The sequence below is a fragment of the Sutterella seckii genome (assembly GCF_009183815.1).
GTDB classification, from domain to species: domain Bacteria; phylum Pseudomonadota; class Gammaproteobacteria; order Burkholderiales; family Burkholderiaceae_F; genus Sutterella; species Sutterella seckii.
The window spans coordinates 1-24016 of sequence record NZ_WEHX01000002.1 but is presented as its reverse complement, the minus strand read 5'-3'; the positions used below and the strand labels follow the sequence as shown (position 1 = coordinate 24016).

The window sequence follows — 24016 nt, the reverse complement described above, 5'->3', positions numbered from 1 at the left end:
GTTCCGCCGCTTTATGAATCCATGAGGCGCTTTTGCTGCATCGGCAGACATGCCGGACGGGAAGCGCCGGGACTCAGAAAGCCGTCGGCGGATGAGTGTTGAGTAATAGGAATACGGGTCAGAAGCTTCGTATTTTTTTGCGTACCCCCGACGAGACCGGGGAGAAGCTTCAGAGCGCTTTGATGCTTCTCCTCAGCGAAGAGATTCCGCGGGGGAGAAGATGCCCGCCGGGGACGCCGGGCTGAAGGGCGTCCCATTCAAACCGAGGCGGGCAGGGAAGCGAATCTTAGAGATTCTTTTCGATGAAGGCGTCGAGCGTCGCCTGGTCGCAGGCGCCGGTGCGCTGGTCAATGACTTCGCCCCGCTTGAAGGCGATGATGGTCGGGATGCCGCGCACGCCGTACTCGGCGGCCTTGCCCGAAGACTGGTCGCAGTCGTACTTGGCGATGACGGCGCGGCCGTCAAAGGTCTGGGCAGCCTGCTCAAGGCGGGGAGCGAGCATGCGGCAGGGACCGCACCAGGTGGCCCAGAAGTCGACGAAGACGGTGGTGTCGCTGTTGACGGTCTTGTCGAAGTCGGCGTCGGTGATGTGAAGAATTTCGCTCATGGATGTCTCCAGGGAAAAATAAATTCGCCTGATGCTTCCCGTTTTAATGAATGACGCTCGCGTCTTCCTCGCGAGGAAGAACGGACCGGCATAAGGGAAGCTTGGCTCGTGAAAAGTCGCTTTGCCGTCAGAGCCGCGATTCCGTGAGGGACTCAGCGAGGATTCCCTTTCGGGGGGAGGCTCGGTCAGGCAGAGAATTGAAAGGCCATTCAGAGCCGGCAGCAGAAAAATGAGCGTCTGGAGAGGGAGAACTCTCGACGGAAAACGCCTTCTGGAAAAGCGCCGGCAGGCCCGATGAAGTGATGCCGTGAATACTATCACCTCGGGAAGATGCCTCTCTAGCGGGAGTGCAGTTTCATGGGGCCCGAGAAGTAATTTTTTGCAAATCCCGCTCATCTTCCCTATACTCGCGCCTTGGCGGGTCCCCTCGCATGCGCGCCCCGGAAACCTGGTCAGGTCGGGAACGAAGCAGCCATACTGGTGTGCGTGCAGTGCCGAGGATAAGGCTCGCCATTTTCGTATCTGGAAAATCCGCGAGAGCGTCCCGAGGCGGACCGCCCGGGCCCATTCGCTAGAATGTGCGCCTGAGAAGCACTAAGAATGAGCCTCATCCCATGAGCAGCTACCAGGTACTTGCGCGCAAGTGGCGCCCCCATGACTTTGAGTCGATCGTCGGCCAGGACCACGTGGTCACGGCGCTGACGCGCGCCCTCACTGAGGGGCGTCTGCACCACGCCTACCTCTTCACCGGCACCCGCGGCGTCGGCAAAACGACGATCTCGCGAATTTTCGCCAAGGCGCTCAACTGCCGCGGCGCCGACGGCAAGGGCGGCGTCACCGCGCACCCCTGCGGCGTCTGCGAGGCATGCCGCGCGATTGATGAGGGGCGCTTCGTCGACTACATCGAGATGGATGCGGCCTCGAACCGCTCCGTCGAAGACATGACGCAGCTCCTTGAGCGCGCGATGTATGCGCCGACCGAAGGCCGCTACAAGGTCTACATGATCGACGAAGTGCACATGCTCTCCAACACGGCCTTCAATGCGATGCTGAAGACCCTTGAGGAGCCGCCCGAGTATGTGAAGTTCATTCTTGCGACGACGGACCCGCAGAAGGTTCCGGTCACGGTGCTTTCGCGATGCCTGCAGTTCAGCCTGCGCAACATGACGCCCTCCGGGATCGTCGAGCATCTCGAACATATCCTTAAGGAAGAAGGGATTGCCGCCGAACGCCCGGGACTTCGCATTATTGCCGAGGGCGCCCGGGGCTCGATGCGCGATGCCCTTTCGCTTCTCGACCAGGCGATCGCCTTTTCGGGCGGCTCCGTCACGGCCGAGTCCGTGCGCTCGATGCTCGGGATGACGTCGGAAAATGCGCTCGCCGGAATTCTCCGGGCGCTGGCTGCGGGCGACGCCCCGAAGATGATGAGCTACGCCGACGACATGCAGCGCGAAAGCGTCTCCTTCGGCGAGGCGCTTCGCGGGCTCGCCGGCATGCTCCACAAGATCGCGCTCCTGCAGCGCGTGCCGAGTGCGGTTGCCGCAGACGATCCGGGCTACGCCGAGATGGCCGAGATCGCGGGTCTTCTCACGCCCGAGGAAATTCAGCTCTGCTACCAGATTGCGCTTCACGGCAGAAACGACCTCGCGCTCGCGCCCGACGAATATGCGGGCTTCACGATGACGCTGCTGCGCATGCTCGCCTTCCGGCCCGCGGGGTCGCGGATGAAGCCCGCCGCACGCGACGGCGGCGCGAAGCCCGCTTTAGTCCCGCAGGGCGCTGCCCCTGTTGCCCAGGCTCTTCAGAGCGCTCAGTCCGCACCAGCGGCAGCTCCCGCAGCGCCGGCATCGGCTCCTGTTCCTGAACCCGCGCCGACGCCGCCCCCGAAACCGGCGGCAAGTCCGGTTCCGGACAACCTCCCGCCCTGGATGGAGGTGCCGGAGAGCGCACGGGGAGAGCCCGGCGCCAGCTGAGCGGCTCCCCGGGAGGCGGCCTTCTGCCTCTCTCAGCTGGCGGGACATCATCGAGGGAGCGGGCCTGACGGGTCCATTAAAGTCGCTTGCTTCACAGTCGCAGGTGATTTCGCTCACGGATGCTCGCGTACAATTGCGCCTCGGCGTGCAGTCGCTTCTCACCGAGCACAACAAAAAGCTCCTTGAGGAAAGAATCAGCGGGTGGCTCGGCCGTCCCTTCCGGGTGGAATTCCTCGCCGGAACGGTGGAGGCCGGTTCAACCGTGGCGGATGCCGAGCGCCGGAAAAAGGAAGCCGAGCGGCGCGAGCTCATTGAAAAATTCAAGAGCGATCCGGTCGTGCAGGAAATCGTCCGGCTCTTCAACGGCAAAATTGATGAAGATTCCATCCGGCCGCTCACGCCGGAGGAGATGGCGGAAAAGGACTGAAGCGGAAGCGCTTTCTCTCTTTCCCGGCATCAAAATTTCTACTCTGGAGAAAACACAATGCGCAACATGGGTGGCATGGGCGGAATGGGCGGTCTGATGGCCCAGGCCCAGAAGATGCAGCAGAAGCTCGCCAAGGTTCAGGAAGAACTGAAGGCGATGGAATTCACGGGCGAAGCCGCGAGCGGCGCCGTGAAGGCCACGATCACGGGCGGGCATGAATGCCGCAAGATCGAGATCGACCCGAAGGTGGTTGATCCCGAAGACATTGAAATGCTCGAGGACCTGATTGTTCTCGCCATCAACAACGCCGAAGCCGTCTGCCGCGAAAAGAGCGAGGCGGCCATGCGCCAGGCCGTGCCGCTTCCCCCCGGCATGAAGCTTCCCTTCTGATCAGGGGAAAAGAGACCCTTCAAGAAGAGAAAAAGCCCCGACGGATTGCTGAAGCGCTGCGGGGCTTTTCTTTTTTCCCTCGGTTTTTCTGCTCCGGAGTTCTTATGACGCTTTTCCCAGAGAATTTTGCTGACGCCCTGCTTTTTGACGACTGTCCGCACGAAGACCTTACAACCGTCGGACTCGGCATCGGAAGCGTGCCGGGACGCATTCGGGCTCAATTCAAAACGCCCGGCATTGTTGCAGGCGCGGAGATTGCGGCGGCGGTGCTTTCGCGCGCCGGGGCATCCGTCTGCCTCAGCGCCCGCGACGGCGACCTGCTTGAGGCGGGAGCGACGATTCTCACGGCCGAGGGGCCGGCAGAGAGCCTCCACGCGGGGTACAAGATCGCGCAGTGCGTGATGGAATACGCCTCTGGAATAGCGTTCCGCACGCGCGAAATGGTGGATGCCGCCCGCGCCGTCAGCCCGAAGGTTCAGGTTGCCGGCACGAGAAAGCACTGGCCCGGCGGAAAGCGGATTGCGCTTGCCGGACTCCTCGCAGGCGGCGGCATCGTGCACCGCTTCGGCCTCTCGGATTCGATTCTCGTCTTTGATCAGCACCGCGTTTTCTGCGACGACTTCGAAGCCGCCTTCAGGGCGCTTCAGGCGAGAAGCCCGGAAAGAAAGATCGCCGTTGAGGCCGGAAGTCCCGAAGAAGCGATGACTTTCGTGCGGCTCGGCGCCGACATCATTCAGTGCGAGCGTTTTTCGCCCGAGGTTTTTGCCTCCTTTGCCGATGCCGCGCGTGCGGAATCTCCGAACGTCCGTCTTTCCGCTGCGGGCGGCGTCAACGCTAAAAATGCGGCGCTTTATGCGGAAGCGGGCGCGGATATTCTCGTGACGAGCGCTCCCTACTGGGGCGCGCCGCAGGACGTCAAGATGCGCTTTGAGCGGCTCTGACGCCCGGAAGATTCCGAAGGAAGGATAAGGATGGCGATAGAAACCTCTCCCGCGATATCCGCGCTCATCAAGGCGCTTGAGGAATTGCCCGGGTACGGACCGAGAAGCGCGCAGCGCGCGGCCTTCTTCCTCCTTGCGCCCGAGCGCAGGGAGAAGCTCGAGGCCCTCAAGAAGGCGCTCGAAGGCACGGCGGCCATTCGCCGCTGCCGGCTCTGCCGCACCTGGTGCGAGGCGGAGCTTTGTCCCGTATGCGCCGATGAAAAGCGCGACCGCTCGCTCATCTGCGTGGTCGAGAGCGTGCAGGACCAGATGGCGCTCGATGCGTCGCTTTCCTGGCCGGGGCTCTATTTCGTGCTTTCGGGGAGGCTTTCGCCGCTCGACAACGCAGGACCCGCAGAGATCGGGCTCCCGCAGCTTCTTGAGCGCATTGAGCTCGGGCTTCGCGAGGACGGCCTGCGCGAGGTGGTCGTTGCCACGTCCTACACGCCCGAAGGCGACGCGACAGCGTACTATCTGATGGGCGCCGTGAAGAAGCGCTGGCCGGACCTTCGCATCACGCGGCTCTCCCGCGGGCTTCCCTCGGGGCTTGAGATCGAGTACACCGATCTCGCGTCGATCGCAGGCGCTGTTGAGGACAGGCGCCGGCTTTGACCTTCTTTCCGGTCAACTTTGAAGTTTCCAACTCCTTTCAGAGGTTATCTGCATGAGTTCCGTCAACGTGAAGGCAGCGCTTATGGAAGCGCGCGAAGCGCTCGACAATCTGCTTGCCGATGAGGCAATGCTCTCGGAAATCGACCGCGCCGGGGAAATGATGGCCGAGGCGATCCGCGCGGGCCACCGGATTTATTCCTGCGGCAACGGCGGAAGCCTCTGCGACGCCATGCATTTTGCCGAGGAGATGACGGGGCGCTACCGAAAGAACCGCCGTCCCTATGCCGCAACCGCGATTGCCGACGCCTCGCACCTCGCGTGCGTCGCGAACGACTTCGGCTACGAAGAGGTTTTTTCGCGCTATGTCGAAGGCGTGGGGCAGCCCGGGGACGTGCTCCTCGGGATCACCACGTCGGGCACGAGCCGCAATGTGATTCGTGCCGCGGAAGCTGCGCGCGCAAAGGGCATGAAGGTGATTTCGCTTACCGGAAAGCCCGGGAATCCGATGGCGGCGCTGTCCGACGCGGCGATCGTCACGCCGGGCGGGCGCTACGCCGACCGCGTGCAGGAGCTTCACATCAAGTGTATCCACATCTTCATCGAGCTCGTGGAGCGCCGCCTCAACCCGGAAAACTACACGGACGAATAAGCGCCGGATGCCGAAGGCTCGTGCGGAGAAACAGCCTCCGTCTGAGCCGGACGAAGCTCCATTTGCTAAAATCCTCCCTCGAACGAATTCAATTCCAAGGGCGGTGCTTCTTTGCGGTGCCGCCCTTCACTTTTGTCTGCACGGGGAATCTCCTTCCGGTACGCCTTCTTCGCAGGAAGGAAGATCCGGTGCAGATCACGAACGCTTTTTTGAATCTGGAAGAACCATGCTCAACCGTATCCCCATCACCGCCAAGGGCGCTGAAAAGCTCAAGGCCGAACTCGAATATCTCAAGAAGACCGCGCGTCCGAACGTGGTTGCCGCCATTGCCGAAGCCCGCGAAAAGGGCGACCTTTCTGAAAATGCGGAATACGATGCCGCCCGCGAGGAGCAGGGCCACATCGAGGGCCGCATTGCTGAGCTCGAGGGCAAGATCCCGGCGCTGCAGGTGATTGATCCGAAGACCGTTGCGAGCGACCGCATCGTTTTCGGCGCCACGGTGACGCTCTACAACGAAGACGAGGATTCGAGCGTGACCTACCAGATCGTGGGCGACGACGAAGCCGACATCAAGAAGAACCTCATTTCCGTTTCCTCCCCGATCGCCCGCGCCCTGATCGGCAAGAGCGAAGGCGATACGGTGAAGTTCATGGCTCCGAAGGGCCAGGTCACCTTCGAGGTCGAAGAGGTCGAATACAAGTAATGCGCGCTTTCGCCCTGAAGGGTTCCTGCTGAAGTCCTTTCAGGGAAGCGCCCGCTCGAACGCAAAAACGGGAGATTCCTTCGAGGGGAATCTCCCGTTTTAAGCGAATAGGGGCGCGCAGGCGCCCCTGGATCAGGGCTTTATAGGGAAGGCATTAATTCGAGAGCGCAGCCTTCTTCGTCGTGCGCTTCGTCTTCGGACGAGCGCGGCGGCGGGGCTGGGGCTCGGCCTTCTTCTTCTTTTCGCCGGGCTTCTTCGAGGCAACCTTCTTTGCCTTCGGGGCCGGAGCGTCCTCGCCGCGGGCGGCAGCGGCCGCGCGGGCGATCCACTCTTCGGCCGTGGGGGCTTCGTCCTCATCTTCGGCAGGACGCCAGAGGATGAGAAGCTTGCCGATCATCTGCACGCGGGCGGCGCCGAGTTCGTCGGCAACCTTCGCGAAGATCGCCTCGCGTTCCTCGCGGTCGTCGGTCGGAACCTTCACCTTGATGAGCTCGTGGGACTTCAAAGCACGGTCGATTTCCTTCATGACCGCTTCGGTAAGACCGTTGGCGCCGAGAAGAACGACGGGGTCGAGATGATGCGCCTGCGAGCGCAGCGTGAGGCGCGCGTCGCGCGAAAGGGTAATTTCACTCATAAAATTTCAGCACTAATGCCGGATGCCGTGTAAAAAGGCGGCATCCGAGAAAGAAAACTTTTTGGAGGGCAAGAATGCCCGTTTCGAATAAAAAACTCAGGTCCAACCGCGCATGGATCGAACGGCACATCAATGATCCGTACGTGAAGCGCTCCAAGGCGGAAGGCTATCGCGCCCGCTCCGTCTACAAGCTCCTTGAGCTCAACGAAAAGGAGCATCTCCTCAAGCCCGGCCTTACGGTGGTCGACCTCGGGTCGGCTCCGGGAAGCTGGACGCAGGTGGTGCGCGAAAAGCTCATCGACAAGAACGGTCAGGTCCGCGGGCGCATCATCGCCATGGACATCCTGCCGATGGATCCCATTGAGGACGTCTATTTTCTGCAGGGCGACTTCCGCGAACAGTCGGTGGCCGATCAGCTTGCCGCGATTCTAAACGGAGACAAGGTCGACGTGGTCCTTTCGGACATGGCGCCGAATCTTTCAGGGATTGCCGCGGCGGACGCGGCGAGGTCGCTTCTTTTGAACGAGCTTGCGCTCGAATTCTGCGTCGAGCACCTCGCACCCCACGGCGTCTTTGTGACGAAGGCTTTCCAGGGGTCGGGCTATTCGCAGTATGTCGAGGCCCTGAAAAAGGTCTTCAAAAAGGTCGCCGCCAAGAAGCCTGCCGCCTCGCGCGACACTTCGGCAGAGGTCTATCTTGTGTCCCGCGACCTCAAGGCGCCGAAGAACCCGCAATAACTGCTTGCCTTTTCCCGGGCGTTCATTCGCCAAAAATCGGGGGAACCACGGGTAGGGAAATAGTCCCGCGGCTACAATTGCTGAACCTTTCTGCTCCTTCGGACGGCAATGCTTCGCTAAATGGGAAGCGGCGCCGCACAAAAATCCGGACGGAGCCCATGGAAACAAAGATAAGAAACAAGCGCAATTTCCTGAGTTCCGGCGAACTTCCGCCCGGAAGGACGCTCCGGACCTCAGGCGGAGGGACCTCTCCGTCCCTTCGTCCCTAATTGCGACCGGAGTTCAAAGTTGGACAACAAGTCTTTTGCCCGCATTGCCGTATGGATTCTCGTCGCGGTGGTGCTCTTTACGGTCTTCCGCCAGTTCGAGACGAATTCGACGCAGTCGCTCGACACGACGAGCTACACCCAGTTCATGGATGACGCCAAGGCCGGCAAGATCCGCCGCGTGGACATTCAGGGCCGCCGCATCATCGTTACGCCGCAGCAGGGCGCTGAGTACACGCTCACGAGCCCGGGCGACCTCTGGATGGTCGACGACCTGAGAAAGTCGGGCGTGCAGGTCTACGGCAAGGCCGAAGAGGAGCCCTCGTTCCTCACGACCATTTTCGTCTCCTGGTTCCCGATGCTCCTTCTGATCGGCGTCTGGATCTTCTTCATGCGCCGCATGCAGGGCGGTGCCGGCGGCGGCGGAGCCTTCAGCTTCGGAAAGTCGAAGGCGCGCATGATCACCGAGCAGGAAAACCACGTGCGCTTCCGCGACGTGGCGGGCTGCGACGAGGCGAAGGAAGACGTGCAGGAAATCGTCGACTTTCTGAAGGACCCCGAGAAGTACCAGCGCCTCGGCGGCCGCATTCCGCGCGGCGTTCTCCTTGTCGGCTCCCCGGGTACCGGCAAGACGCTCCTCGCGAAGGCGATCGCAGGCGAAGCGGGCGTTCCCTTCTTCACGATTTCGGGTTCGGACTTCGTTGAAATGTTCGTGGGCGTGGGCGCTGCGCGCGTTCGCGACATGTTCGAAACGGCCAAGAAGAACGCTCCCTGCATCATCTTCATCGACGAAATCGATGCGGTCGGCCGCCAGCGCGGCGCTGGTCTCGGCGGCGGCAACGACGAACGCGAGCAGACCCTCAACCAGATGCTCGTCGAAATGGACGGCTTCGATACGGGTGCGAACGTCATTGTGATCGCTGCGACGAACCGTCCGGACGTGCTCGACCCGGCGCTGCTGCGTCCGGGGCGCTTCGACCGTCAGGTCGTGGTTCCGATGCCCGACATTCGCGGCCGCGAACAGATTCTCAACGTGCACATGAAGAAGATCCCCGTCGGCAAGGACGTCGACGTGGCGGTCATCGCGCGCGGCACGCCGGGCTTCTCCGGTGCCGATCTCGGCAACCTCGTCAACGAAGCGGCGCTTTTCGCCGCCCGCAGGAACGGCCTCGTCGTTTCCATGCAGGACTTTGAGAACGCCAAGGACAAGATCATGATGGGCGCTGAGCGCCGCGCCATGGTGATGACCGAGGACGAGAAGAAGAACACGGCTTATCACGAATCGGGCCACGCTGTTGTGGCAAGGCTCCTGCCGGAATCCGATCCGGTGCACAAGGTGACGATCGTGCCGCGCGGACGCGCGCTCGGCCTCACCATGCAGCTTCCTGAGCAGGACCGCTACGCCTACAACCGCCAGTACCTCCTCACGCGCATTGCGATTCTCTTCGGCGGCCGCATCGCCGAGGAAATCTTCATGCACCAGATGACTACGGGCGCATCGAACGACTTCGAGCGCGCCACGCAGCTCGCGCGCGACATGGTGACGCGCTACGGCATGAGCGAGCGCATGGGCCCGATGGTCTATGCGGAAAACGAGGGCGAAGTGTTCCTCGGCCGTTCGGTGACGAAGACGACGCATGTTTCTGAACGCACCATGCAGGCCGTTGACGAGGAAGTCCGCCGCATCATCGACGAGCAGTACGCCGTTGCCCGCCGTCTCATTGAGGAAAACCGCGACAAGATGGAAGTCATGGCGCAGGCGCTTCTGCAGTGGGAAACGATCAATAAGGAGCAGATCGACGAGATCATGGAAGGGAAGCTCCCGACGCCGCCGAAGGATTCTTCGGGCGTGGAGCTCCCGCCTTTCAAGACCGGGTCGAAGGATGGCGAGCCGGCTGCGGCTGAAAAGCCTGAAGCCGCTCAGACGACTGAAGCTCCTGAAGCCGAAGCGGCTCCCGAGGCTCCCAAAGCGGAGGCCCCTCAGGCCGACGCCCCGGGGAAAACTGACGAATCCGTCAAGCCCCAGGATGCCGGCAAGGACGACCCCGGCAAGGCCGGCTGATCCCGGGTGAAAATCAAGCCTTAAAGCAAGACCGCATCCGAACTGAAAACCCAGATTTCGGGCGGACGCGGTCTTTTTTTGTTCCTTTTTTGGAGACGAGCAATGACTCAGGAACTCTGGCGCTGCGGCCCCTTTGATTTTGATCTGAGGGACGAGCCCGTCATCATGGGCATTCTCAACGTTACCCCGGACTCCTTCTCTGACGGCGGCGAACACAATGCCCTGCCTGACGCGCTTGCCTGGGCGGAAAAGATGCGCGGCGACGGTGCCCGGATCATCGATGTGGGGGGCGAATCCACCCGTCCGGGCGCGACGGAGGTGCCGCTCGAAGAGGAGCGCTCACGGGTGATTCCCGTCGTGAAGGCGCTCGCGAAGGAGGGCTTCTGCGTGTCGGTCGATACCTCAAGGCCCGAAATCATGCTCGAGGCGGCAGAAGCCGGTGCGGCGATTTTGAACGACGTGCGCGCGTTTGAGAGGCCGGGAGCTCTTGAGGCCGCTGCTTCCACGAAGCTCGGGCTCGTCATCATGCATCAGGGACCGTTTGATCCGGAGAAGGACGTGGTTGAGGACGCATTCCGGTATCTCGGGCGGCGCGAGGAAGCGCTTCTGGCGGCCGGGGTTGAGTCCGAACGCATTGCCTGGGATCCGGGCTTCGGGTTCGGAAAGACGCTTGAGCAGAATTTCGAGGTGCTCGCTGCGTCCGGGCGTTTTCTCGCTTCCGGGAGGCCGCTCCTTGCCGCGCTTTCGCGCAAGGGTAGCCTCGGGCGCATCACCGGAAGAAAGAATCCGCATGAGCGCGCCGCGGCAAGCGTCGCCGGAGCGCTCCTTGCCGCAGAGCGCGGCGCCCGGATTCTGCGCGTTCACGACGTGAGGGAGACCTCAGATGCACTGGCCGTTCTCAAAGCCTTCGGGCAAGCGGATATCCGCATTGACGCGCGAGGGCGCTCCTGAGAGACTTCTCTCCAACTTCAGGCTTCAAGTATTCCGGCAACTTTTTTGTCAGTAAAGGATTCGTTATGAACCGGCGTTATTTCGGTACGGACGGCGTTCGCGGCAAGGTGGGGAAGCTCCCCATCACGCCCGACTTTGTGATGAAGCTCGGCCAGGCTGCGGGCAGAGTGTTGAAGCGCCACAGTCCCACAGGCCGCGCCACTGTTCTTATCGGCAAGGACACGCGCGTTTCGGGCTACATGCTTGAAGCCGCGCTTCAGGCGGGCTTTTCCGCTGCGGGGACGGACGTCGTCCTCTGCGGCCCGATTCCGACTCCGGCGGTGGCCTACCTCACGCGCGCTCTGCGCCTTGAAGCCGGCGTCGTCATTTCCGCGAGCCACAACCCGTACGACGACAACGGCATCAAATTCTTTTCGGGCGCCGGCCAGAAGCTTCCCGACGAGTGGGAGCTTGAGATCGAGAAGGAGATCGACGAAGGCTTCTCCTGCGTTGAATCGAAGGACCTCGGCAAAGCCCGGCGTCTGGACGATGCGTCAGGCCGCTACATCGAATTCTGCAAATCGACGATCGGCGAGGAGATTGATCTCAAGGGCATGCGGATCTACGTCGACTGCGCGAACGGTGCGGCGTACCATGTTGCGCCTGATGTTTTTCATGAACTTGGCGCAGACGTCGTCGCCGAAGGGGCTTCCCCGGACGGCTTCAATATCAATCGTGGCGTTGGCGCAACACATACTGAAGACTTATCCATTAGGTGTAAGAAAGCCTCTTGTCAGATTGCAGTAAGTCTCGACGGCGATGCCGACCGGCTGATCATGGCGGACGCTGAAGGGAATGTTTACAACGGAGATCAGCTCCTTTACGTTCTCGTGAGGGACCGCATGAGCCGGGGAAAAGTCTTCGGCGTCGTGGGCACCCTCATGTCGAACTATGGTCTTGAAAAGCGCGTGAAGGAACTCGGCCTTGAATTCGTGCGCGCCAAAGTGGGCGACCGCTACGTTCTTGAGGAGCTTTTGAAGCGCGGCTGGCGCTTCGGCGGCGAAACCTCCGGCCACATTCTTGCGCTCGACAGACAGACTACGGGCGACGGCATTGTGAGCGCGCTCCAGATTCTTGCCGCGATGCGAAGGACCGGGAAAACGCTTGCCGAATTGACCGGGGACCTTCAGCTGTTGCCGCAGTGCCTCGTAAACAAGAGAATTGAAAAAGGCTACGACTGGAAGGCGAATCACGCTTTCATGGCTGCGGTCGAGCGTGCTGAAAAGACGCTCGAAGGCCGCGGGCGCGTGCTGATCCGCCCCTCGGGCACCGAACCGCTTCTTCGCATCATGGTCGAAGCTTCCGACAGTGCGTTAGCAGAACGGCTCGCCAACGAGACAGCAGAGGCACTTTCGTTGTAAAGTTCTATGTTTCTAGCCCGCGCGCGACTTTGCGCGGGCATCAGGCGTGATAAAGTTCACCCCCACACGTGCGCCGGTTCGCATTCCGGACCTCTGGTTCGGGCTATTTTTCTCTGACCCATTGCACGACCGAATTAGGAATCCAGACAAATGTCAGAGAATCAGGAACCCGCAAAGGTTGAAGAAAAAGGACCGTTCATCCATCAGCTGCAGCTTTTCCTTGTTGGCGGTCAGCAGTTCACGATCAATGAACTCTCGGACTCGCCCAAGATGCCGCAGAACGTCATCGCCTTCATCAATGCGTGGCGCCAGAAGCGCGACGTGTGGCACTCCCCGAACAACGATCCGAAGTTCGGCGTGCGCGTGAAGGACGTGTCGCTCTACGAGTACCGCGTCGGTCGTCCCGCTGAAGTGAAGCCGCAGGCTGCTGCCAAGGCTGCCAAGGGCGAAACCACGACGAAGAAGGCTGCCTCTAAGAAGGCTGACAAGTAATCGTCCCATGACGAGCACCCGTCTCTAAAAGGCGCTCACTGGACCAGGAAAGGCCGGAATCTTTTTCGCAAACCGAAAAAGCCCGGCCTTTGCTTGTTTCACGAAAGGAGAAATCAGAAATGAAGCAGATCGTCGCCGTAATCAAGCCCTTCAAGCTTGACGACGTCCGGGAAGCGCTCGGCGAGGCCGGCGTGCATGGACTCACCGTCACCGAAGTGAAGGGGTTCGGCCGCCAGAAAGGTCACACCGAGCTCTACCGCGGTGCGGAGTACATCGTCGACTTCCTGCCGAAGCTCAAGGTTGAGACGGTAGTGGCGGACGACATCGCGGAAACGGCGGTTGAAGCCATTCGCCGCGCTGCGCATACCGGCAAGATCGGCGACGGGAAGATCTTCGTTTTCGACGTGGAGCAGGTGATCCGCATTCGTACGGGCGAAACCGGCGAAGCCGCGGTCTGATCCAAATAAAAGCGCCCGGGTGGTCCGCGCCCGCGAGCTCTATTGCAGGGCTCTATTTGCGGGGCTTTTGAGAAGAGCCTGCCGACGGTTTGTTGGCGGGCTTTTCTTTTGGGTAGTCTCGCCGCTGAGGGAGCACATTGGCGGAATAGCGGGGCAGCGTCCCGTGCGCAGCGTCCTCGCGCCGTGTGGTCTTTTCGCGCCGGGCTTCCTTCGGGCGGGACGCGGCGGAATTTCCGTTCTCTCCCGTGCGTCTGCGGCCCTTCAGCATCCGTGCAAGCGATACCGGGCCGTTTCCGGGGAAGATCTTTTTGGCGAGTTCCGACCGGTAGCGGATTTCCCAGTTCACCTTGAGCGTGAACATCCTGAAGAGAACGATCGTGGCTGCGGTCACGTAGACCGTCGCCTCGGGCCGCACGCCGTCGGAGAGCAGAATCACGCAGAGCCAGCAGCCCACGAAGCCGGCGAGTCCGTAGGGCTTTCTGTCTGAAAGCGCTGCCGGCATGCGGTTGAGAAGGACGTCTCTCATGACGCCGCCAAGAATGCCCGTGCCCACGCCCACGAGCGTGCAGGACAGGGGCGGAATGCCTTTTTCCCAGGCAAGGAGCGTCCCTGAGGCGCAGAAGACCCCGAGGCCCACTGCGTCCGCCCAGAGAAAGAGTTCGTGCGCAAAGGAGCGCGTGAAGCGCTTCACGATTGCCGGCGCAAAGATCGTGAAGACGAGAATGAGCCACGTGATCGCTTCATGCTCGACCCAGTAGAAGGGTCTCAGATCAAGGAGCAGATCCCGGATCGTGAGGCCGCCGAAGGCGCTCGTGAAGGCGAGAATGAAGACGCCCACCGGGTCGACGCCCCGGCCCTGGGCGGCAAGGATGCCCGCAAGGGCGAACCCGAGCATGCCGATCGCGTCGACAAGCGCCGTGTTCTGGGCAAGTGCGGCAAAGACGGGTTCACCGATCATGCGGGTCTCCTTTTTAGTTGTGATCAGGGCGTGAAGCGCCGCTTCTGATCAAGAAGCACGATGACTGCGCCCGCATCGCCGTCGTGCGGCGGCGCCTGGACGAAGGCCATCACTTCAGAGCGCTGCTTGAGCCAGCGGCGGACCATTTCCTTCAGGACGCTGTGGCCGCCCTCGGAGTTGTAGCCCTTGCCGTGGACGATCCTCAGGCACCGGTCGCCGCGGATCTGCGCGTTCCGGAGGAACTTCGCGACCGCTTCGCGCGCCTCGTCGACAAAGAGTCCGTGAAGGTCGATGTGGGCCTGGACCGTCCATTCGCCGCGGTAGAGGCGCCTCGGGATTTCAGGCGGCACGTCGGGACGCCGGAACATGAGGCCGTCCTCGCTCTCCAGAAACACCACCGGATCGCATTCGTCGGAAAGCGAAGCCTCGAGCACCTCCTGCTTTTCGGCTTCATGCTGCCGGGCAACGGGCTGGGGCTTCAGAACGGGCTTCACCACGCGGCCGCGCGTGACGTCCTTCGGGCTCACCCCGAGTTCCTTCATCGCCGCACGGAAGGCGTCGCCCGCTTCGTTCAGCTTCCTTGATTCGGCAAGCGCCTTCTTCTTGGCCTCTTCGGCGGCCTTGGCCTGAGCCTTGAGGTCGCGCGAGAGCTTCTTGAGATCAGAGAGATCGTGATACTGAGCCATTTTTTATGGATCTGAAAATGAATTGATCAGCGCTTCATGGCGTCTTCGGCTTCAAGGAAGCGCTGAACGTCAAGCGCCGCCATGCAGCCCGCAGCGGCGGAGGTTACTGCCTGACGGTAGAAGGGATCCTGAACGTCGCCGGCGGCGAAGACCCCCGGAACGCTCGTTGCGGTGGCAGCGGAATTGCCCGTGCCCGCCGTCACGATGTAGCCGTTCATGAGCTTCAGCTGCCCGGCGAAGACGTCCGTATTGGGGCGGTGGCCGATCGCGATGAAGACGCCCTCGACGGCGACTTCCTTCGGCGCTTCGCCCGCAGTGCTCTTGAGCGACAGACCCGTGACGGCCTTGCCGTTTCCGAGCACTTCAGCCACTTCGCGGTCAAGCTCGAGCGTGATTTTCCCTTCTTCGACCATCTTCATGAGCTGGTCAACGAGAATCGGCTCGGCGCGGAAAGTGTTTCTGCGGTGAACGAGCGTCACGTGGCTCGCGATGTTGGCGAGGTAGAGCGCTTCCTCGACGGCGGCATTGCCGCCGCCCACGACTGCCACGGGCCTCCCGCGGTAGAAGAAGCCGTCGCAGGTGGCGCAGGCGGAGACGCCCTTGCCCTTATAAGCCTCTTCGCTCGGGAGACCGAGGTACATGGCGGAGGCGCCCGTCGCGAGAATGAGGGCGTCCGCGGTCCACGTTTCGCCCATGTCGGTCGTGAGCGTAAAGGGTCGCTTCGAAAGATCCGCCGTCTTCACGAGGTCGTAGACCACCCGGGTGCCGAAGCGCTCGGCCTGCTTCTGGAGGCGCTCCATGAGCTCAGGACCCTGAATGCCTTCGGCGGCGCCCGGCCAGTTGTCGACTTCCGTCGTCGTCATGAGCTGACCGCCCGCTTCCATGCCGGTGATGAGGACCGGCTTGAGATTGGCGCGGGCGGCGTAGACGGCAGCCGTCCAGCCTGCGGGGCCGGAGCCGAGAATGATGACGCGGGCGTGTTGGATATGCGACATGTAATTTTCCTTCTGGGATCTTCGGACGGCTTCTATCCTGAGCCGTCCGGCAAATGAAATGGTTGTACTCCCATTATCGCGGGCTTTGCGGGAAATTGCGGTTGCCCAAAGTACAATCAAAGATCGGATTGAGAAAGGATCTTTTTACCGATGGCGAAGAAGAACGCCCGCGCAAAGGGCACGAAAAATTCGAAGTCCGGCGTGGCGGAGGAAGAAAAATTCGATTCCGCGAGGGCCGTGGAGGCGCTCGAGCGCGCTGAGGCCGATGCGGAAAGAAAGGCCCGCAGGGCTCAGGCTCGCCGCGAAATGAGAGAGCGCTTCGCAGAAGCCTTCATCGGCCTCGCACGCTTTCTCTGGGAGAGAAGCTGGGCGTTCTCCGTTCCCGCTGCGCTCCTCCTTGCGCTTGCGCTCGGCACGTATTCTCCCGACGATCCGGCCTTTTCAGTTGCAACGGCCAGAACGCCAGCGAATTTCTGCGGCGTCTGGGGCGCCTGGTGCGCGGATTTCCTGCTGGGGATTTTCGGTCTTTCCGCCTGGTGGTTCGTGCTCGGCCTCGTCATGGTTGCTTTCTTTGCCTTCCGTTCGAAATTGAGAGCGGAGCGCGGCGAGACCAACCCCGAGCGCATCAATCCGCCAAAGTTCACGGCCTTTTTCGGTCTCTGCGCCCTCATGATCGGATCGACGGCGTTCGAAGCCATGCGGATTGCCAAGTCCCCCGTGATGCTCCCCGGGAATCCGGGCGGCATTCTCGGCAATACTCTGGCTTACGCCGTCATGCATTATGTCGGCGCCGGGGTTGCGCTCGTCGTCTTTCTCCTTCTTGCCGCCATCGGGATTTCGCTCCTGATGGATTTTTCCTGGACCGACGCGGCGGAAAAAATCGGCCGTTTTATTGATGAGCGGATTCTTTCCCGTCTGAGCCGCAAAAAGCCCGGGGAAGAGATGAACCTTGAGTCCGGCGAGGATGCGCCGGAGGGGCCCCGGGTTGATATTCCGGTGTATGAGCCCTCAGCGCTTTCCCAGGAAATCGAGATTGTGAAGCCTTCGTCCGAGGCTTTGAATTCCGGTGCGTCGCTCTTCCCCGAGGAAGTGCTGACGACGAGAAGCCCGAAGGAGACGTCCTCGTCTTCCGAGCGGCCGAGCCTCATGCTCCTTGACGACGCGGATCCCGCGCGGCGCGGCACCGATGAGGAAACGATTCAGATGACGAGCCGCCTCATCGTCGCGAAGCTGAAGAGCTACGGGATCGATTCGGAAGTGATGGGCGCTCAGCCCGGACCCGTCATCACGCAGTACTGGCTCGAACCCGGCGCCGGCGTGAAGGGATCTCAGATCGAAAACGTGCGCGACGACCTGCGCCGCGCGCTCGGCGTGCAGGCGGTGCGCATCGTGCTCTCAGTTCCCGGAACGAGCTATGTGGGACTTGAGGTGCCGAACCCTGTCCGCGAAATGGTTCGCCTCAAGGAAATCATCAAGAGCGAAGCCTTTGAAAAGAGTCGTTCAGCGCTCACCCTCGCAATCGGCAAGGACATCGCCGGGAAGCCCTTCGTCATGGATCTCGCAAAGACGCCGCATCTCCTCGTGGCCGGCACGACGGGTTCGGGCAAGTCGGTCGGCATCAACGCGATGATTCTCTCGATGCTCTTCAGGAACGACCCCACGCAGCTCCGCCTCGTCCTGATCGACCCGAAGATGCTCGAATTTTCGCTTTATAACGGCATTCCGCATCTTTTGACGCCGGTCGTCACCGACATGAATAAGGCGAGCGCCGCGCTTAAGTGGCTTACGGGCGAAATGGACCGGCGCTACGCTGTCATGAGCCGCGTGGGCGTGAGGCAGTTTTCGAGCTTCAACGAAAAGGTGGCGGACGCGAACCGCAGGGGCGAACCCATTCGCGATCCGATGGCGGCGAAGGACGATCCGCTCGCGGAAAATCTCGAACCCTGGCCCTACATCGTCTGCGTGGTCGACGAGCTCGCCGACCTGATGCTCACGAACCGGAAGGAAGTCGAGGGCGAGATCACGCGCCTCACCCAGAAGGCGCGTGCCGCGGGCATTCACCTGATTCTCGCCACGCAGCGCCCCTCGGTCGACGTGGTCACTTCTCTCATCAAGGCGAACGTTCCTACCCGCATTTCCTTCCAGGTGGCTTCCGCGACCGACAGCCGCGTGATTCTCGGAGAATCGGGCGCAGAGCAGCTTCTCGGAAACGGCGACATGCTGCTCCATCGCCCCGGCACACCCGGCGCCACCCGCATTCAGGGATGCTTCGTGGCGGACGGTGAAGTTGCGCGCGTTGCTGAGGAGCTTAAAAAACAAGGCTCTCCCTCCTATGTGTCGGGCGTTACCGAAACGGAAGAGGAGGCTGGTGGCGCAGAGGCCGGGGATGCGGGCGGACGGCGCTCGGGCGAAAGCGATCCGCTTTACGACAAGGCGGTGGCGCTTGTCCTCGAGGAAAAGCGCGCCTCCATTTCCTTTGTGCAGCGCCACCTCGGGATCGGCTACAACAGAGCCGCTAATCTTCTTGAAGCCATGGAATCGGCTGGCCTGGTGAGCAAGCCTTCATCCATGGGCAAGCGCACGATTCTTGTGCCCGACCGCAATTGATTTTTTCGAGGCGTCTTCTGATGACGAACCATTTCTTTCTTCCGCGCCGCACGCTGCTTCTCGCCGCGCTCGGGTCGCTTCTCCCCGGGGTCTCCCTTGCGGCTGAGGGGAGCGCCGTGCTCGAAAAGTTCCTGGCTCAGGTGTCCGGAGCCGAAGGCGCCTTTCGCCAGGAAACCCGGGATCGAACGGGGAAAATTACGAATGCCGCGGAAGGCACGTTTGCCTTCCTGCGCCCTGGTGCATTCGACTGGCTTTATGAAAAGCCCTGGCGCCAGCGAATCGTGAGCGACGGGAAAACCATCTGGGTCTACGACGAGGATCTGATGCAGGTGACCGTGAAGCCCGCGGGTGATGCGCTCGCTCAAACGCCTGCGGCGCTTCTCTTCGGCGCGGGAAAGCTTCCCGCCGGCTGGACGGAAAAGAGCACCGGCGACCTGATCACGCTGACGCCCGAGGAGCCTCAGGGGGGCTTTGAGCGCGTGGAGGTGAAGTTCGGCAGTTCCGGGTTCCCCGAAGTCCTGAGCCTTTACGACAGCTTCGGGCAGACGACGACGATCGTCTTCACGCGGTTTGCGAGTGCGAAGCCTGAGAGCTCGCGTTTTCAATTCAAGGTTCCTCAGGGCGTTGAGGTGCTCGAGGCCCCCTGACGCCTCAGTGTGGTGTTTTTCAGGATCATTTGAGGAGCCTTCAGATCTCGGGAGCTTCTCGTCATACGGTAGAATGATCAGCACCTGAGGCCGGATTCTTCCGGCTTCATCATGTTTTCGACCGGAATGTTCTCGGCCGGGCTTCCCCGGCTTTGAGGAATTCCCTGCGGGAGATCCCCTCCGGGCGGCGCTTTGAAAGAAGCGCGCACGGAAGACCTCCCGAAATGCAGGATTTGCTTCCTGCAGTTCATCTGACGCCTACCTAAAGGGAGCTTACGTTCATGAAGAGCAATATGCGCCGCTTGATCATCGACAAGTTGCTGACCGAGAAGGGTTATGTTGCCTTCGAGGAATTCGAGCTTCTTCTCAAGGTGAGCGCTCCCACGATCAAGCGCGATCTGCAGTACATGCGCGATGAGCTCCATGCTCCGATCCGCTATTCCCGCGCCCACAACGGCTATTACTACGCCTCGGGCGCTCTGCAGACCTCTGAGGAAAGAAAGCTCCGCATCGGAAAGGGCGGCAAGGCCATGCCCGCCAAGGGCAACGACACCACCCGGCCCAACATCATTGCCTCGCGTCTTGCGAAGAAGCAGTGGTATTCGTCCGAGGAGCTCTTCGTTCTCACCTCGACCTACGATCTTCTCGGAGCGCTCGAGGTGGACCGCTCCTCTGCGCTCGCAACGGAGCTGCCGCCCCTGAGGTCCCGCGTGCTCGGGCTCTTCACGCTCGGCGGCACGACCCCGAGGGAGCTCATGCGCCGCGTGCGCGTGGTTGAGCGCCGCGTGGTTTTCCAGGAGCCCGCCACTTTTGAAACCATCGGGTGCGCGCTCTGCGAAAAGCGCCGCGTGCGGATTTCCTACTATTCGTGGCGTACGGATGAACATTCAACGCGTGAAATCTCGCCCATGAGGCTTGTTCACTACCGCAACCGCTGGTATGTGGACGCCTTCTGCCATCTCACGCAGCAGCTCAAAACCTTCCAGATCGAAAACATCGAAAGCGCCGAAATTCTGACTACGAGCGTGAAGCGCATGGTGCTTGACGACGTAGCGAGAGAGCTCGACGCGGGCTACGGTATTTTCCACGGCAAGGAGATCAAGACTGCACGGCTTCACTTTGACGGAAGAGCTGCGCATTACGTTCTCCGCGAAGCCTGGCATCCGAAGCAGCGCGTTCAGCAGCTCGATGACGGTTCTCTGATGCTTTTGGTCCCCTATTCTGATCCGACGGAAATCGTCGGCGAAATCCTTCGCTGGGGGGCGCGCGTTGAGGTCCTTGAACCTCAGGAACTGCGCGATCAGGTCAGCAGCGAGGCCGAACGCATCGCCGCTCTCTATAAGGAGAGCACGAAAGCAGGCTCGCGGGATTAATGGCAACAGAAGAAATCAGAAGAAAAAGGCGTCGTCCCCGTCGTCATCGCAGAGCCGGCATTCCGAAAACGCTGCCGAAGATTTTCTTTTGCGGCGATCCGCACGGCTCCTTTGACCACATCAACGAAGCTGCGCTTAAGCATAAGCCTGACGCCATCGTCATCCTGGGCGACATGCAGCCGCCGGCACCCCTCGAGGTCGTCCTCGCAGGGGCTGTGAGCGTTTGTCCCGTCTGGTGGATTCCGGGCAATCACGATTCGGATACGGACTCGATCTACGACAACATCTGGCGCAGCACGCTCGCCGCCCACAATCTCCACGGGCGCGTGGCGAATGTTGCGGGCTTGAGAATTGCCGGACTCGGCGGGGTTTTCCGCGGTCAGGTCTGGATGCCGGAGGATGCGCCCAATTATTTCTGCCCGGCGAGCTTCATCCGGCGCGTCGGTCTCGGAAACATGTGGCGGGGCGGCCTGCCGCGCCGTCACCGCACGACGATCTTTCCGTCGGTCTACCAGAATCTGATGCGTCAGAGTGCGGATATTCTCGTCACGCACGAGGCGCCTTCCTGCCACCGGAAGGGCTTTGCCGCGATCGACCGGCTGGCGGAAGCGCTGGGCGTACGCTGGGCTTTCCACGGGCATCAGCATGAAGATCGCACCTACGGGCGCCATCACGGCATCCTCATGATGGGGGTGGGATACCGCGGGATTACGAGCCTTACCGGCGAAGTGATTGTTCCCGCGCAGCTTGATCCCCGGGAGGCTGCGGCGCTCGAGAACGCGATCAGCTGGGCTGAAGGCCACGGGGCGGCGATGAAGGCGCCTTCATCTCCTCTCGAATCGAAGGAGGAGTCGGAGACGCCGCCGGCGGAAAAGGCGGCTCTTCATGTGCCTCTGATGGATCCTCAGGATGCGCAGGAGGTGAGGATTGCCGAGGCGGCTGAACGCAGGAACCTGGCGCTCGCTGAAGCGGCGAGGCACGAACGCCGCCGCGACCGTGAGCTCGGCGAGGCAGTTGCCGCGCGGGCTCCGGGCGGACGCTGGAAGCGCATGAGCCTCCAGCGTAAAAAGAGTCAGAAAAGCTGACCGGTCAGGAAAGAAGTCTGAGACAGCGGACCGCATCGCCTTCGGCAATGCGGTCCGTATTCACATCGAGGACCGCCATGGCGTTCATGCCGGCAAGCGTCGTCAGCATGCCGGAACTCTGGGAATGCGCGGGCGTGAAGCGCATTTCCCCGTCAACGAAGTCCGCTCGGCCTCTTACAAGATCCGTGCGTCCGGTGCGCCCCTTGATGTCCTTAGCGGCGATTGCCGGGAAATCCGGCAGCCCGAGGGGTTCCGTGGAGCCCGCGGCGAGCCGGAGCGCTCGCCTCAGGAAAAGCTTCGCCGAAACGGCTGCCGCCACAGGATTTCCCGGGAGTGCCATGAACCAGCAGACATGTTCGCCGGCAACGCGGCCGAAGGAGAAAGGCTTCCCCGGGCGCATGCTGACGTGATAGTGAGTGATTCCGCTCCCCATTTCCGCGAGCACCCGCGAGGTGTAGTCGTGCTCGCCTTCTCCGACGCCGCCGCTCGCGATCAGAAAGTCCGACCGGGCCGCGGCTTCAGAGAGCGCCTTCCTGATGACATCCGGGTCATCGGGAAGAATTCCGAGGTCTTCGGCTTCGGCTCCCCAGGTGCGCACGAGCGACGAGATGACGGAAGAATTCGAATTCCAGATTTTTCCCGGAGGCAGAGCTACGGCCGTGCCCGGTTCCACCAATTCGTCGCCCGTAGAGAAAACGGCAACCCGGAGCTTCCTGCAGCGCAATTCCGCACGGCCGAGTGATGCGGCGAGACCGAGATAGGCGGACGTGAGCACGATGCCGGGTTCCATGACGGCGTCGCCCGCGCGGAGCTCTTCGCCGCGGAGGCGGACGTTTTCAGCAGGCCGCACGCGGCCGGCCTCAAAGACGACGTAGGTATTCCCGTTCTCTTCGATTGTTTCCGTACGTTCAAAAGGAATGACGGTGTCGGCGCCTTCGGGCGTCGCCGCACCCGTCATGATGCGGACGGCGTCCCCGGAAGCAAGCGTTCCCTCCCAGGGCGTGCCCGCATAGGAAGTGCCTCTGATGAGAAGCCGCACCGATGCGCCCTGGGCGAGCTCGGCACGATTAAACGCGAACCCGTCCATGGCGGAATTATTGAAGGGCGGCACATCGCCCGGAGAAGTGAGCGTTTCGGCCAGAACGCGGCCGAGCGCCTTCTCAAGCGGGAAGCTTTCAACGGAGGCTTCCGGTGCAATTGCATCCTCAAGGATGCCGTAGACTTTCTCGATGCTGATGAAATCGGTCATTCGCTGCCTCATTAATAAAAAGGCTTTTGGCTTTTGCGAAGGATAGCCTGTGTACCGGCACTGAGGAAATCATCGAAAAGGATCGAAATGGGTGCAATACGTAAGGAGAATGTGACCGGTCTCATCTTTGCGGGCGGAAGAGCTACGAGGATGGGAGGCGCCAACAAGGCGCTCCTTCAGATGAATAGTCGTCCGCTCATTGCCTGGGTGGCGGATTGCCTCGGGCCGCAGACTTCACGCCTCGTTATTTCCGCGAACCGCGATCCGGAATCCTTCAGGGCTTTTTCACCGTATGTCGTTCATGACCGTACGGAGAATTTCCCCGGACCGCTCGCAGCGCTTGATGCTGCTTATGCTTCCGGCTTCATTCAGACTGAGTGGGTGCTTACCGCTCCTTGCGACGCGCCCTGGCTCCCGGCGGATCTCGTGGAGCGCTTCTCTGAAGCCGAAGAGCTTGCCCTTCACGACGGCAGAAATCCGAAAGCCTTCGTCGCGCAGACCTCCGGCCACTATCAGAGTGCGGTCGCCTGCGTGAGGACGGAGTGTCTGGGGCTTGCAAAAGCGTCGATTGACGCGGATGAACGCAGACTCCGCTTCTGGTACAAAACGCTTGGCGCCGAAGCTGTTTCCTTCCCGGATGAGTCGGCTTTCGCAAACCTCAATACGCACGAGGAGCTTGAGGCGGCATCGAGGGACGGAAAAATATTTTTTGCGCACTCTTGACAAATCGATTCTTCATCCTCATAATTCGCATCCTGCTTCGGAAACGAGGCAGCAAAGAACAAGCAGCTCTGAAGCGAATTTAAAAATTTTCTTCCTGAGCTCTTGACAAAAGGATATGACTTCTATATGATTCAAATCCTTCGCTGCTTAAACGCAGCGCAGTTCTTTAAAAATCAGATTCAACGAACCGATAAGTGTGAACATCGGAAAGCTTGAGGAGCTCCTGAGGAGCGCCGGAATTTCACGATTCCGGAGACTCAAAAATTTTACGAAGTCCGCGCTTATTGAAGCCGAAAGAAAAGAATTTAATTCTTCTCTTTCAATTCCGGCGAAATAAGAGCGACAAAACAGA

At 61.1% G+C, this 24016-nt stretch carries 25 protein-coding genes and 1 other RNA gene; 19 read left to right on the top strand and 7 right to left on the bottom strand.

What is annotated here, in order from left to right:
• Positions 1-286: 286 nt before the first annotated feature.
• The gene (trxA, locus tag GBM95_RS00695) at positions 287-607 is read right to left on the bottom strand and encodes a thioredoxin (RefSeq protein ID WP_152157326.1); all 321 of its coding nucleotides are present in this window, start codon (positions 605-607) and stop codon (positions 287-289) included.
• A 416-nt stretch (positions 608-1023) separates the two neighbouring features.
• Between trxA and ffs the strand changes: the two genes are divergently transcribed.
• The 8 genes from ffs to greA all read left to right on the top strand — a co-directional run bounded on the left by ffs (position 1024) and on the right by greA (position 6341).
• An RNA gene (gene ffs / locus GBM95_RS00690) (signal recognition particle sRNA small type) lies at positions 1024-1122 on the top strand.
• Positions 1123-1221: 99 nt separating this feature from the next.
• The gene (gene dnaX / locus GBM95_RS00685) at positions 1222-2580 is read left to right on the top strand and encodes a DNA polymerase III subunit gamma/tau (protein WP_152157325.1); all 1359 of its coding nucleotides are present in this window, start codon (positions 1222-1224) and stop codon (positions 2578-2580) included.
• Complete coding sequence (locus GBM95_RS00680) at positions 2462-3007, top strand: DNA polymerase III subunit gamma/tau C-terminal domain-containing protein (RefSeq protein ID WP_226963101.1); 546 nt, start codon at positions 2462-2464, stop codon at positions 3005-3007. Before dnaX ends, GBM95_RS00680 begins: the two co-directional genes overlap by 119 nt.
• 57 nt (positions 3008-3064) lie before the next feature.
• A complete protein-coding gene (locus tag GBM95_RS00675) occupies positions 3065-3397 on the top strand; it encodes a YbaB/EbfC family nucleoid-associated protein (protein WP_226963095.1) in 333 nt (110 codons plus the stop codon).
• A 104-nt stretch (positions 3398-3501) separates the two neighbouring features.
• Positions 3502-4338 carry a ModD protein gene (gene modD, locus GBM95_RS00670; RefSeq protein WP_152157324.1) on the top strand — a complete coding sequence of 279 codons (837 nt, stop codon included), beginning with the start codon at positions 3502-3504 and terminating at the stop codon, positions 4336-4338.
• A gap of 30 nt (positions 4339-4368) precedes the next feature.
• Positions 4369-4989: a recombination mediator RecR gene (recR, locus tag GBM95_RS00665; protein WP_152157323.1), complete on the top strand. Its 621-nt coding sequence runs from the start codon at positions 4369-4371 to the stop codon at positions 4987-4989.
• A gap of 52 nt (positions 4990-5041) precedes the next feature.
• A complete protein-coding gene (gene gmhA / locus GBM95_RS00660; RefSeq protein WP_152157322.1) occupies positions 5042-5638 on the top strand; it encodes a D-sedoheptulose 7-phosphate isomerase in 597 nt (198 codons plus the stop codon).
• Positions 5639-5864: 226 nt separating this feature from the next.
• Positions 5865-6341 carry a transcription elongation factor GreA gene (gene greA / locus GBM95_RS00655; RefSeq protein WP_152157321.1) on the top strand — a complete coding sequence of 159 codons (477 nt, stop codon included), beginning with the start codon at positions 5865-5867 and terminating at the stop codon, positions 6339-6341.
• 154 nt (positions 6342-6495) lie between these two features.
• On the opposite strand, the gene yhbY is transcribed toward greA, so the two are convergent.
• Complete coding sequence (yhbY, locus tag GBM95_RS00650; RefSeq protein ID WP_152157320.1) at positions 6496-6975, bottom strand: ribosome assembly RNA-binding protein YhbY; 480 nt, start codon at positions 6973-6975, stop codon at positions 6496-6498.
• 74 nt (positions 6976-7049) lie between these two features.
• On the opposite strand from yhbY, the gene GBM95_RS00645 reads away from it, so the two are divergent.
• The 6 genes from GBM95_RS00645 to GBM95_RS00620 all read left to right on the top strand — a co-directional run bounded on the left by GBM95_RS00645 (position 7050) and on the right by GBM95_RS00620 (position 13341).
• Complete coding sequence (locus GBM95_RS00645; protein WP_152157319.1) at positions 7050-7712, top strand: RlmE family RNA methyltransferase; 663 nt, start codon at positions 7050-7052, stop codon at positions 7710-7712.
• A gap of 288 nt (positions 7713-8000) precedes the next feature.
• Positions 8001-10040, top strand: a complete 2040-nt coding sequence (gene ftsH / locus GBM95_RS00640) for an ATP-dependent zinc metalloprotease FtsH (protein WP_152157318.1) — start codon at positions 8001-8003, stop codon at positions 10038-10040.
• Positions 10041-10142: 102 nt separating this feature from the next.
• Positions 10143-10991 (top strand): dihydropteroate synthase, encoded by an 849-nt coding sequence (gene folP / locus GBM95_RS00635; RefSeq protein WP_152157317.1) that lies wholly within the window; start codon positions 10143-10145, stop codon positions 10989-10991.
• Between the two features lie 65 nt (positions 10992-11056).
• Positions 11057-12391, top strand: coding sequence for a phosphoglucosamine mutase (gene glmM / locus GBM95_RS00630; RefSeq protein WP_152157316.1), 1335 nt, complete (start codon positions 11057-11059; stop codon positions 12389-12391).
• Positions 12392-12541: 150 nt separating this feature from the next.
• Positions 12542-12883 (top strand): hypothetical protein, encoded by a 342-nt coding sequence (locus GBM95_RS00625; RefSeq protein WP_152157315.1) that lies wholly within the window; start codon positions 12542-12544, stop codon positions 12881-12883.
• 119 nt (positions 12884-13002) lie between these two features.
• Complete coding sequence (locus GBM95_RS00620; protein WP_139688019.1) at positions 13003-13341, top strand: P-II family nitrogen regulator; 339 nt, start codon at positions 13003-13005, stop codon at positions 13339-13341.
• A gap of 52 nt (positions 13342-13393) precedes the next feature.
• Here the strand turns inward: GBM95_RS00620 and GBM95_RS00615 are convergent, their stop codons facing one another.
• Genes GBM95_RS00615 through trxB form a run of 3 tightly spaced genes read right to left on the bottom strand, consistent with a single transcriptional unit; the run spans position 13394 to position 15980 of the window.
• Complete coding sequence (locus GBM95_RS00615; RefSeq protein WP_152157314.1) at positions 13394-14299, bottom strand: trimeric intracellular cation channel family protein; 906 nt, start codon at positions 14297-14299, stop codon at positions 13394-13396.
• A 23-nt stretch (positions 14300-14322) separates the two neighbouring features.
• Entirely contained in the window at positions 14323-14985 is a 663-nt protein-coding gene (locus GBM95_RS00610) for a Smr/MutS family protein (RefSeq protein WP_152157313.1), read from the bottom strand.
• Between the two features lie 26 nt (positions 14986-15011).
• Positions 15012-15980, bottom strand: coding sequence for a thioredoxin-disulfide reductase (gene trxB / locus GBM95_RS00605; RefSeq protein ID WP_152157312.1), 969 nt, complete (start codon positions 15978-15980; stop codon positions 15012-15014).
• 150 nt (positions 15981-16130) lie between these two features.
• Here trxB and GBM95_RS00600 point away from each other — a divergent pair, with 150 nt between their 5' ends.
• From GBM95_RS00600 to GBM95_RS00585, 4 genes are all read left to right on the top strand, one after another.
• Positions 16131-18587: a DNA translocase FtsK gene (locus tag GBM95_RS00600; RefSeq protein WP_152157311.1), complete on the top strand. Its 2457-nt coding sequence runs from the start codon at positions 16131-16133 to the stop codon at positions 18585-18587.
• A gap of 20 nt (positions 18588-18607) precedes the next feature.
• Positions 18608-19234: an outer membrane lipoprotein chaperone LolA gene (gene lolA / locus GBM95_RS00595; protein ID WP_152157310.1), complete on the top strand. Its 627-nt coding sequence runs from the start codon at positions 18608-18610 to the stop codon at positions 19232-19234.
• A gap of 281 nt (positions 19235-19515) precedes the next feature.
• Complete coding sequence (locus tag GBM95_RS00590; protein ID WP_152157309.1) at positions 19516-20607, top strand: helix-turn-helix transcriptional regulator; 1092 nt, start codon at positions 19516-19518, stop codon at positions 20605-20607.
• A complete protein-coding gene (locus GBM95_RS00585) occupies positions 20607-21692 on the top strand; it encodes a metallophosphoesterase family protein (RefSeq protein ID WP_152157308.1) in 1086 nt (361 codons plus the stop codon). The genes GBM95_RS00590 and GBM95_RS00585 overlap by 1 nt, the downstream gene beginning before the upstream one ends.
• Before the next feature lie 4 nt (positions 21693-21696).
• Here GBM95_RS00585 and GBM95_RS00580 read toward each other — a convergent pair whose 3' ends face one another.
• Positions 21697-22941: a molybdopterin molybdotransferase MoeA gene (locus GBM95_RS00580; protein WP_152157307.1), complete on the bottom strand. Its 1245-nt coding sequence runs from the start codon at positions 22939-22941 to the stop codon at positions 21697-21699.
• 87 nt (positions 22942-23028) lie between these two features.
• Between GBM95_RS00580 and mobA the strand changes: the two genes are divergently transcribed.
• Entirely contained in the window at positions 23029-23664 is a 636-nt protein-coding gene (gene mobA / locus GBM95_RS00575; protein ID WP_152157306.1) for a molybdenum cofactor guanylyltransferase MobA, read from the top strand.
• Positions 23665-23811: 147 nt separating this feature from the next.
• Here mobA and GBM95_RS12490 read toward each other — a convergent pair.
• A partial coding sequence (locus GBM95_RS12490) for a hypothetical protein (protein ID WP_226963094.1) occupies positions 23812-24016 on the bottom strand: 205 nt, incomplete at its 5' end.

Coding starts and splice junctions, on each gene's coding strand:
- trxA (WP_152157326.1), bottom strand. CDS start 607: ATGAGCGAAATTCTTCACATCACCGACGCCGACTTCGACAAGACCGTC.
- dnaX (WP_152157325.1), top strand. CDS start 1,222: ATGAGCAGCTACCAGGTACTTGCGCGCAAGTGGCGCCCCCATGACTTT.
- GBM95_RS00675 (WP_226963095.1), top strand. CDS start 3,065: ATGCGCAACATGGGTGGCATGGGCGGAATGGGCGGTCTGATGGCCCAG.
- modD (WP_152157324.1), top strand. CDS start 3,502: ATGACGCTTTTCCCAGAGAATTTTGCTGACGCCCTGCTTTTTGACGAC.
- recR (WP_152157323.1), top strand. CDS start 4,369: ATGGCGATAGAAACCTCTCCCGCGATATCCGCGCTCATCAAGGCGCTT.
- gmhA (WP_152157322.1), top strand. CDS start 5,042: ATGAGTTCCGTCAACGTGAAGGCAGCGCTTATGGAAGCGCGCGAAGCG.
- greA (WP_152157321.1), top strand. CDS start 5,865: ATGCTCAACCGTATCCCCATCACCGCCAAGGGCGCTGAAAAGCTCAAG.
- yhbY (WP_152157320.1), bottom strand. CDS start 6,975: ATGAGTGAAATTACCCTTTCGCGCGACGCGCGCCTCACGCTGCGCTCG.
- GBM95_RS00645 (WP_152157319.1), top strand. CDS start 7,050: ATGCCCGTTTCGAATAAAAAACTCAGGTCCAACCGCGCATGGATCGAA.
- folP (WP_152157317.1), top strand. CDS start 10,143: ATGACTCAGGAACTCTGGCGCTGCGGCCCCTTTGATTTTGATCTGAGG.
- glmM (WP_152157316.1), top strand. CDS start 11,057: ATGAACCGGCGTTATTTCGGTACGGACGGCGTTCGCGGCAAGGTGGGG.
- GBM95_RS00625 (WP_152157315.1), top strand. CDS start 12,542: ATGTCAGAGAATCAGGAACCCGCAAAGGTTGAAGAAAAAGGACCGTTC.
- GBM95_RS00620 (WP_139688019.1), top strand. CDS start 13,003: ATGAAGCAGATCGTCGCCGTAATCAAGCCCTTCAAGCTTGACGACGTC.
- GBM95_RS00615 (WP_152157314.1), bottom strand. CDS start 14,299: ATGATCGGTGAACCCGTCTTTGCCGCACTTGCCCAGAACACGGCGCTT.
- GBM95_RS00610 (WP_152157313.1), bottom strand. CDS start 14,985: ATGGCTCAGTATCACGATCTCTCTGATCTCAAGAAGCTCTCGCGCGAC.
- trxB (WP_152157312.1), bottom strand. CDS start 15,980: ATGTCGCATATCCAACACGCCCGCGTCATCATTCTCGGCTCCGGCCCC.
- GBM95_RS00600 (WP_152157311.1), top strand. CDS start 16,131: ATGGCGAAGAAGAACGCCCGCGCAAAGGGCACGAAAAATTCGAAGTCC.
- lolA (WP_152157310.1), top strand. CDS start 18,608: ATGACGAACCATTTCTTTCTTCCGCGCCGCACGCTGCTTCTCGCCGCG.
- GBM95_RS00590 (WP_152157309.1), top strand. CDS start 19,516: ATGAAGAGCAATATGCGCCGCTTGATCATCGACAAGTTGCTGACCGAG.
- GBM95_RS00585 (WP_152157308.1), top strand. CDS start 20,607: ATGGCAACAGAAGAAATCAGAAGAAAAAGGCGTCGTCCCCGTCGTCAT.
- GBM95_RS00580 (WP_152157307.1), bottom strand. CDS start 22,941: ATGACCGATTTCATCAGCATCGAGAAAGTCTACGGCATCCTTGAGGAT.
- mobA (WP_152157306.1), top strand. CDS start 23,029: ATGGGTGCAATACGTAAGGAGAATGTGACCGGTCTCATCTTTGCGGGC.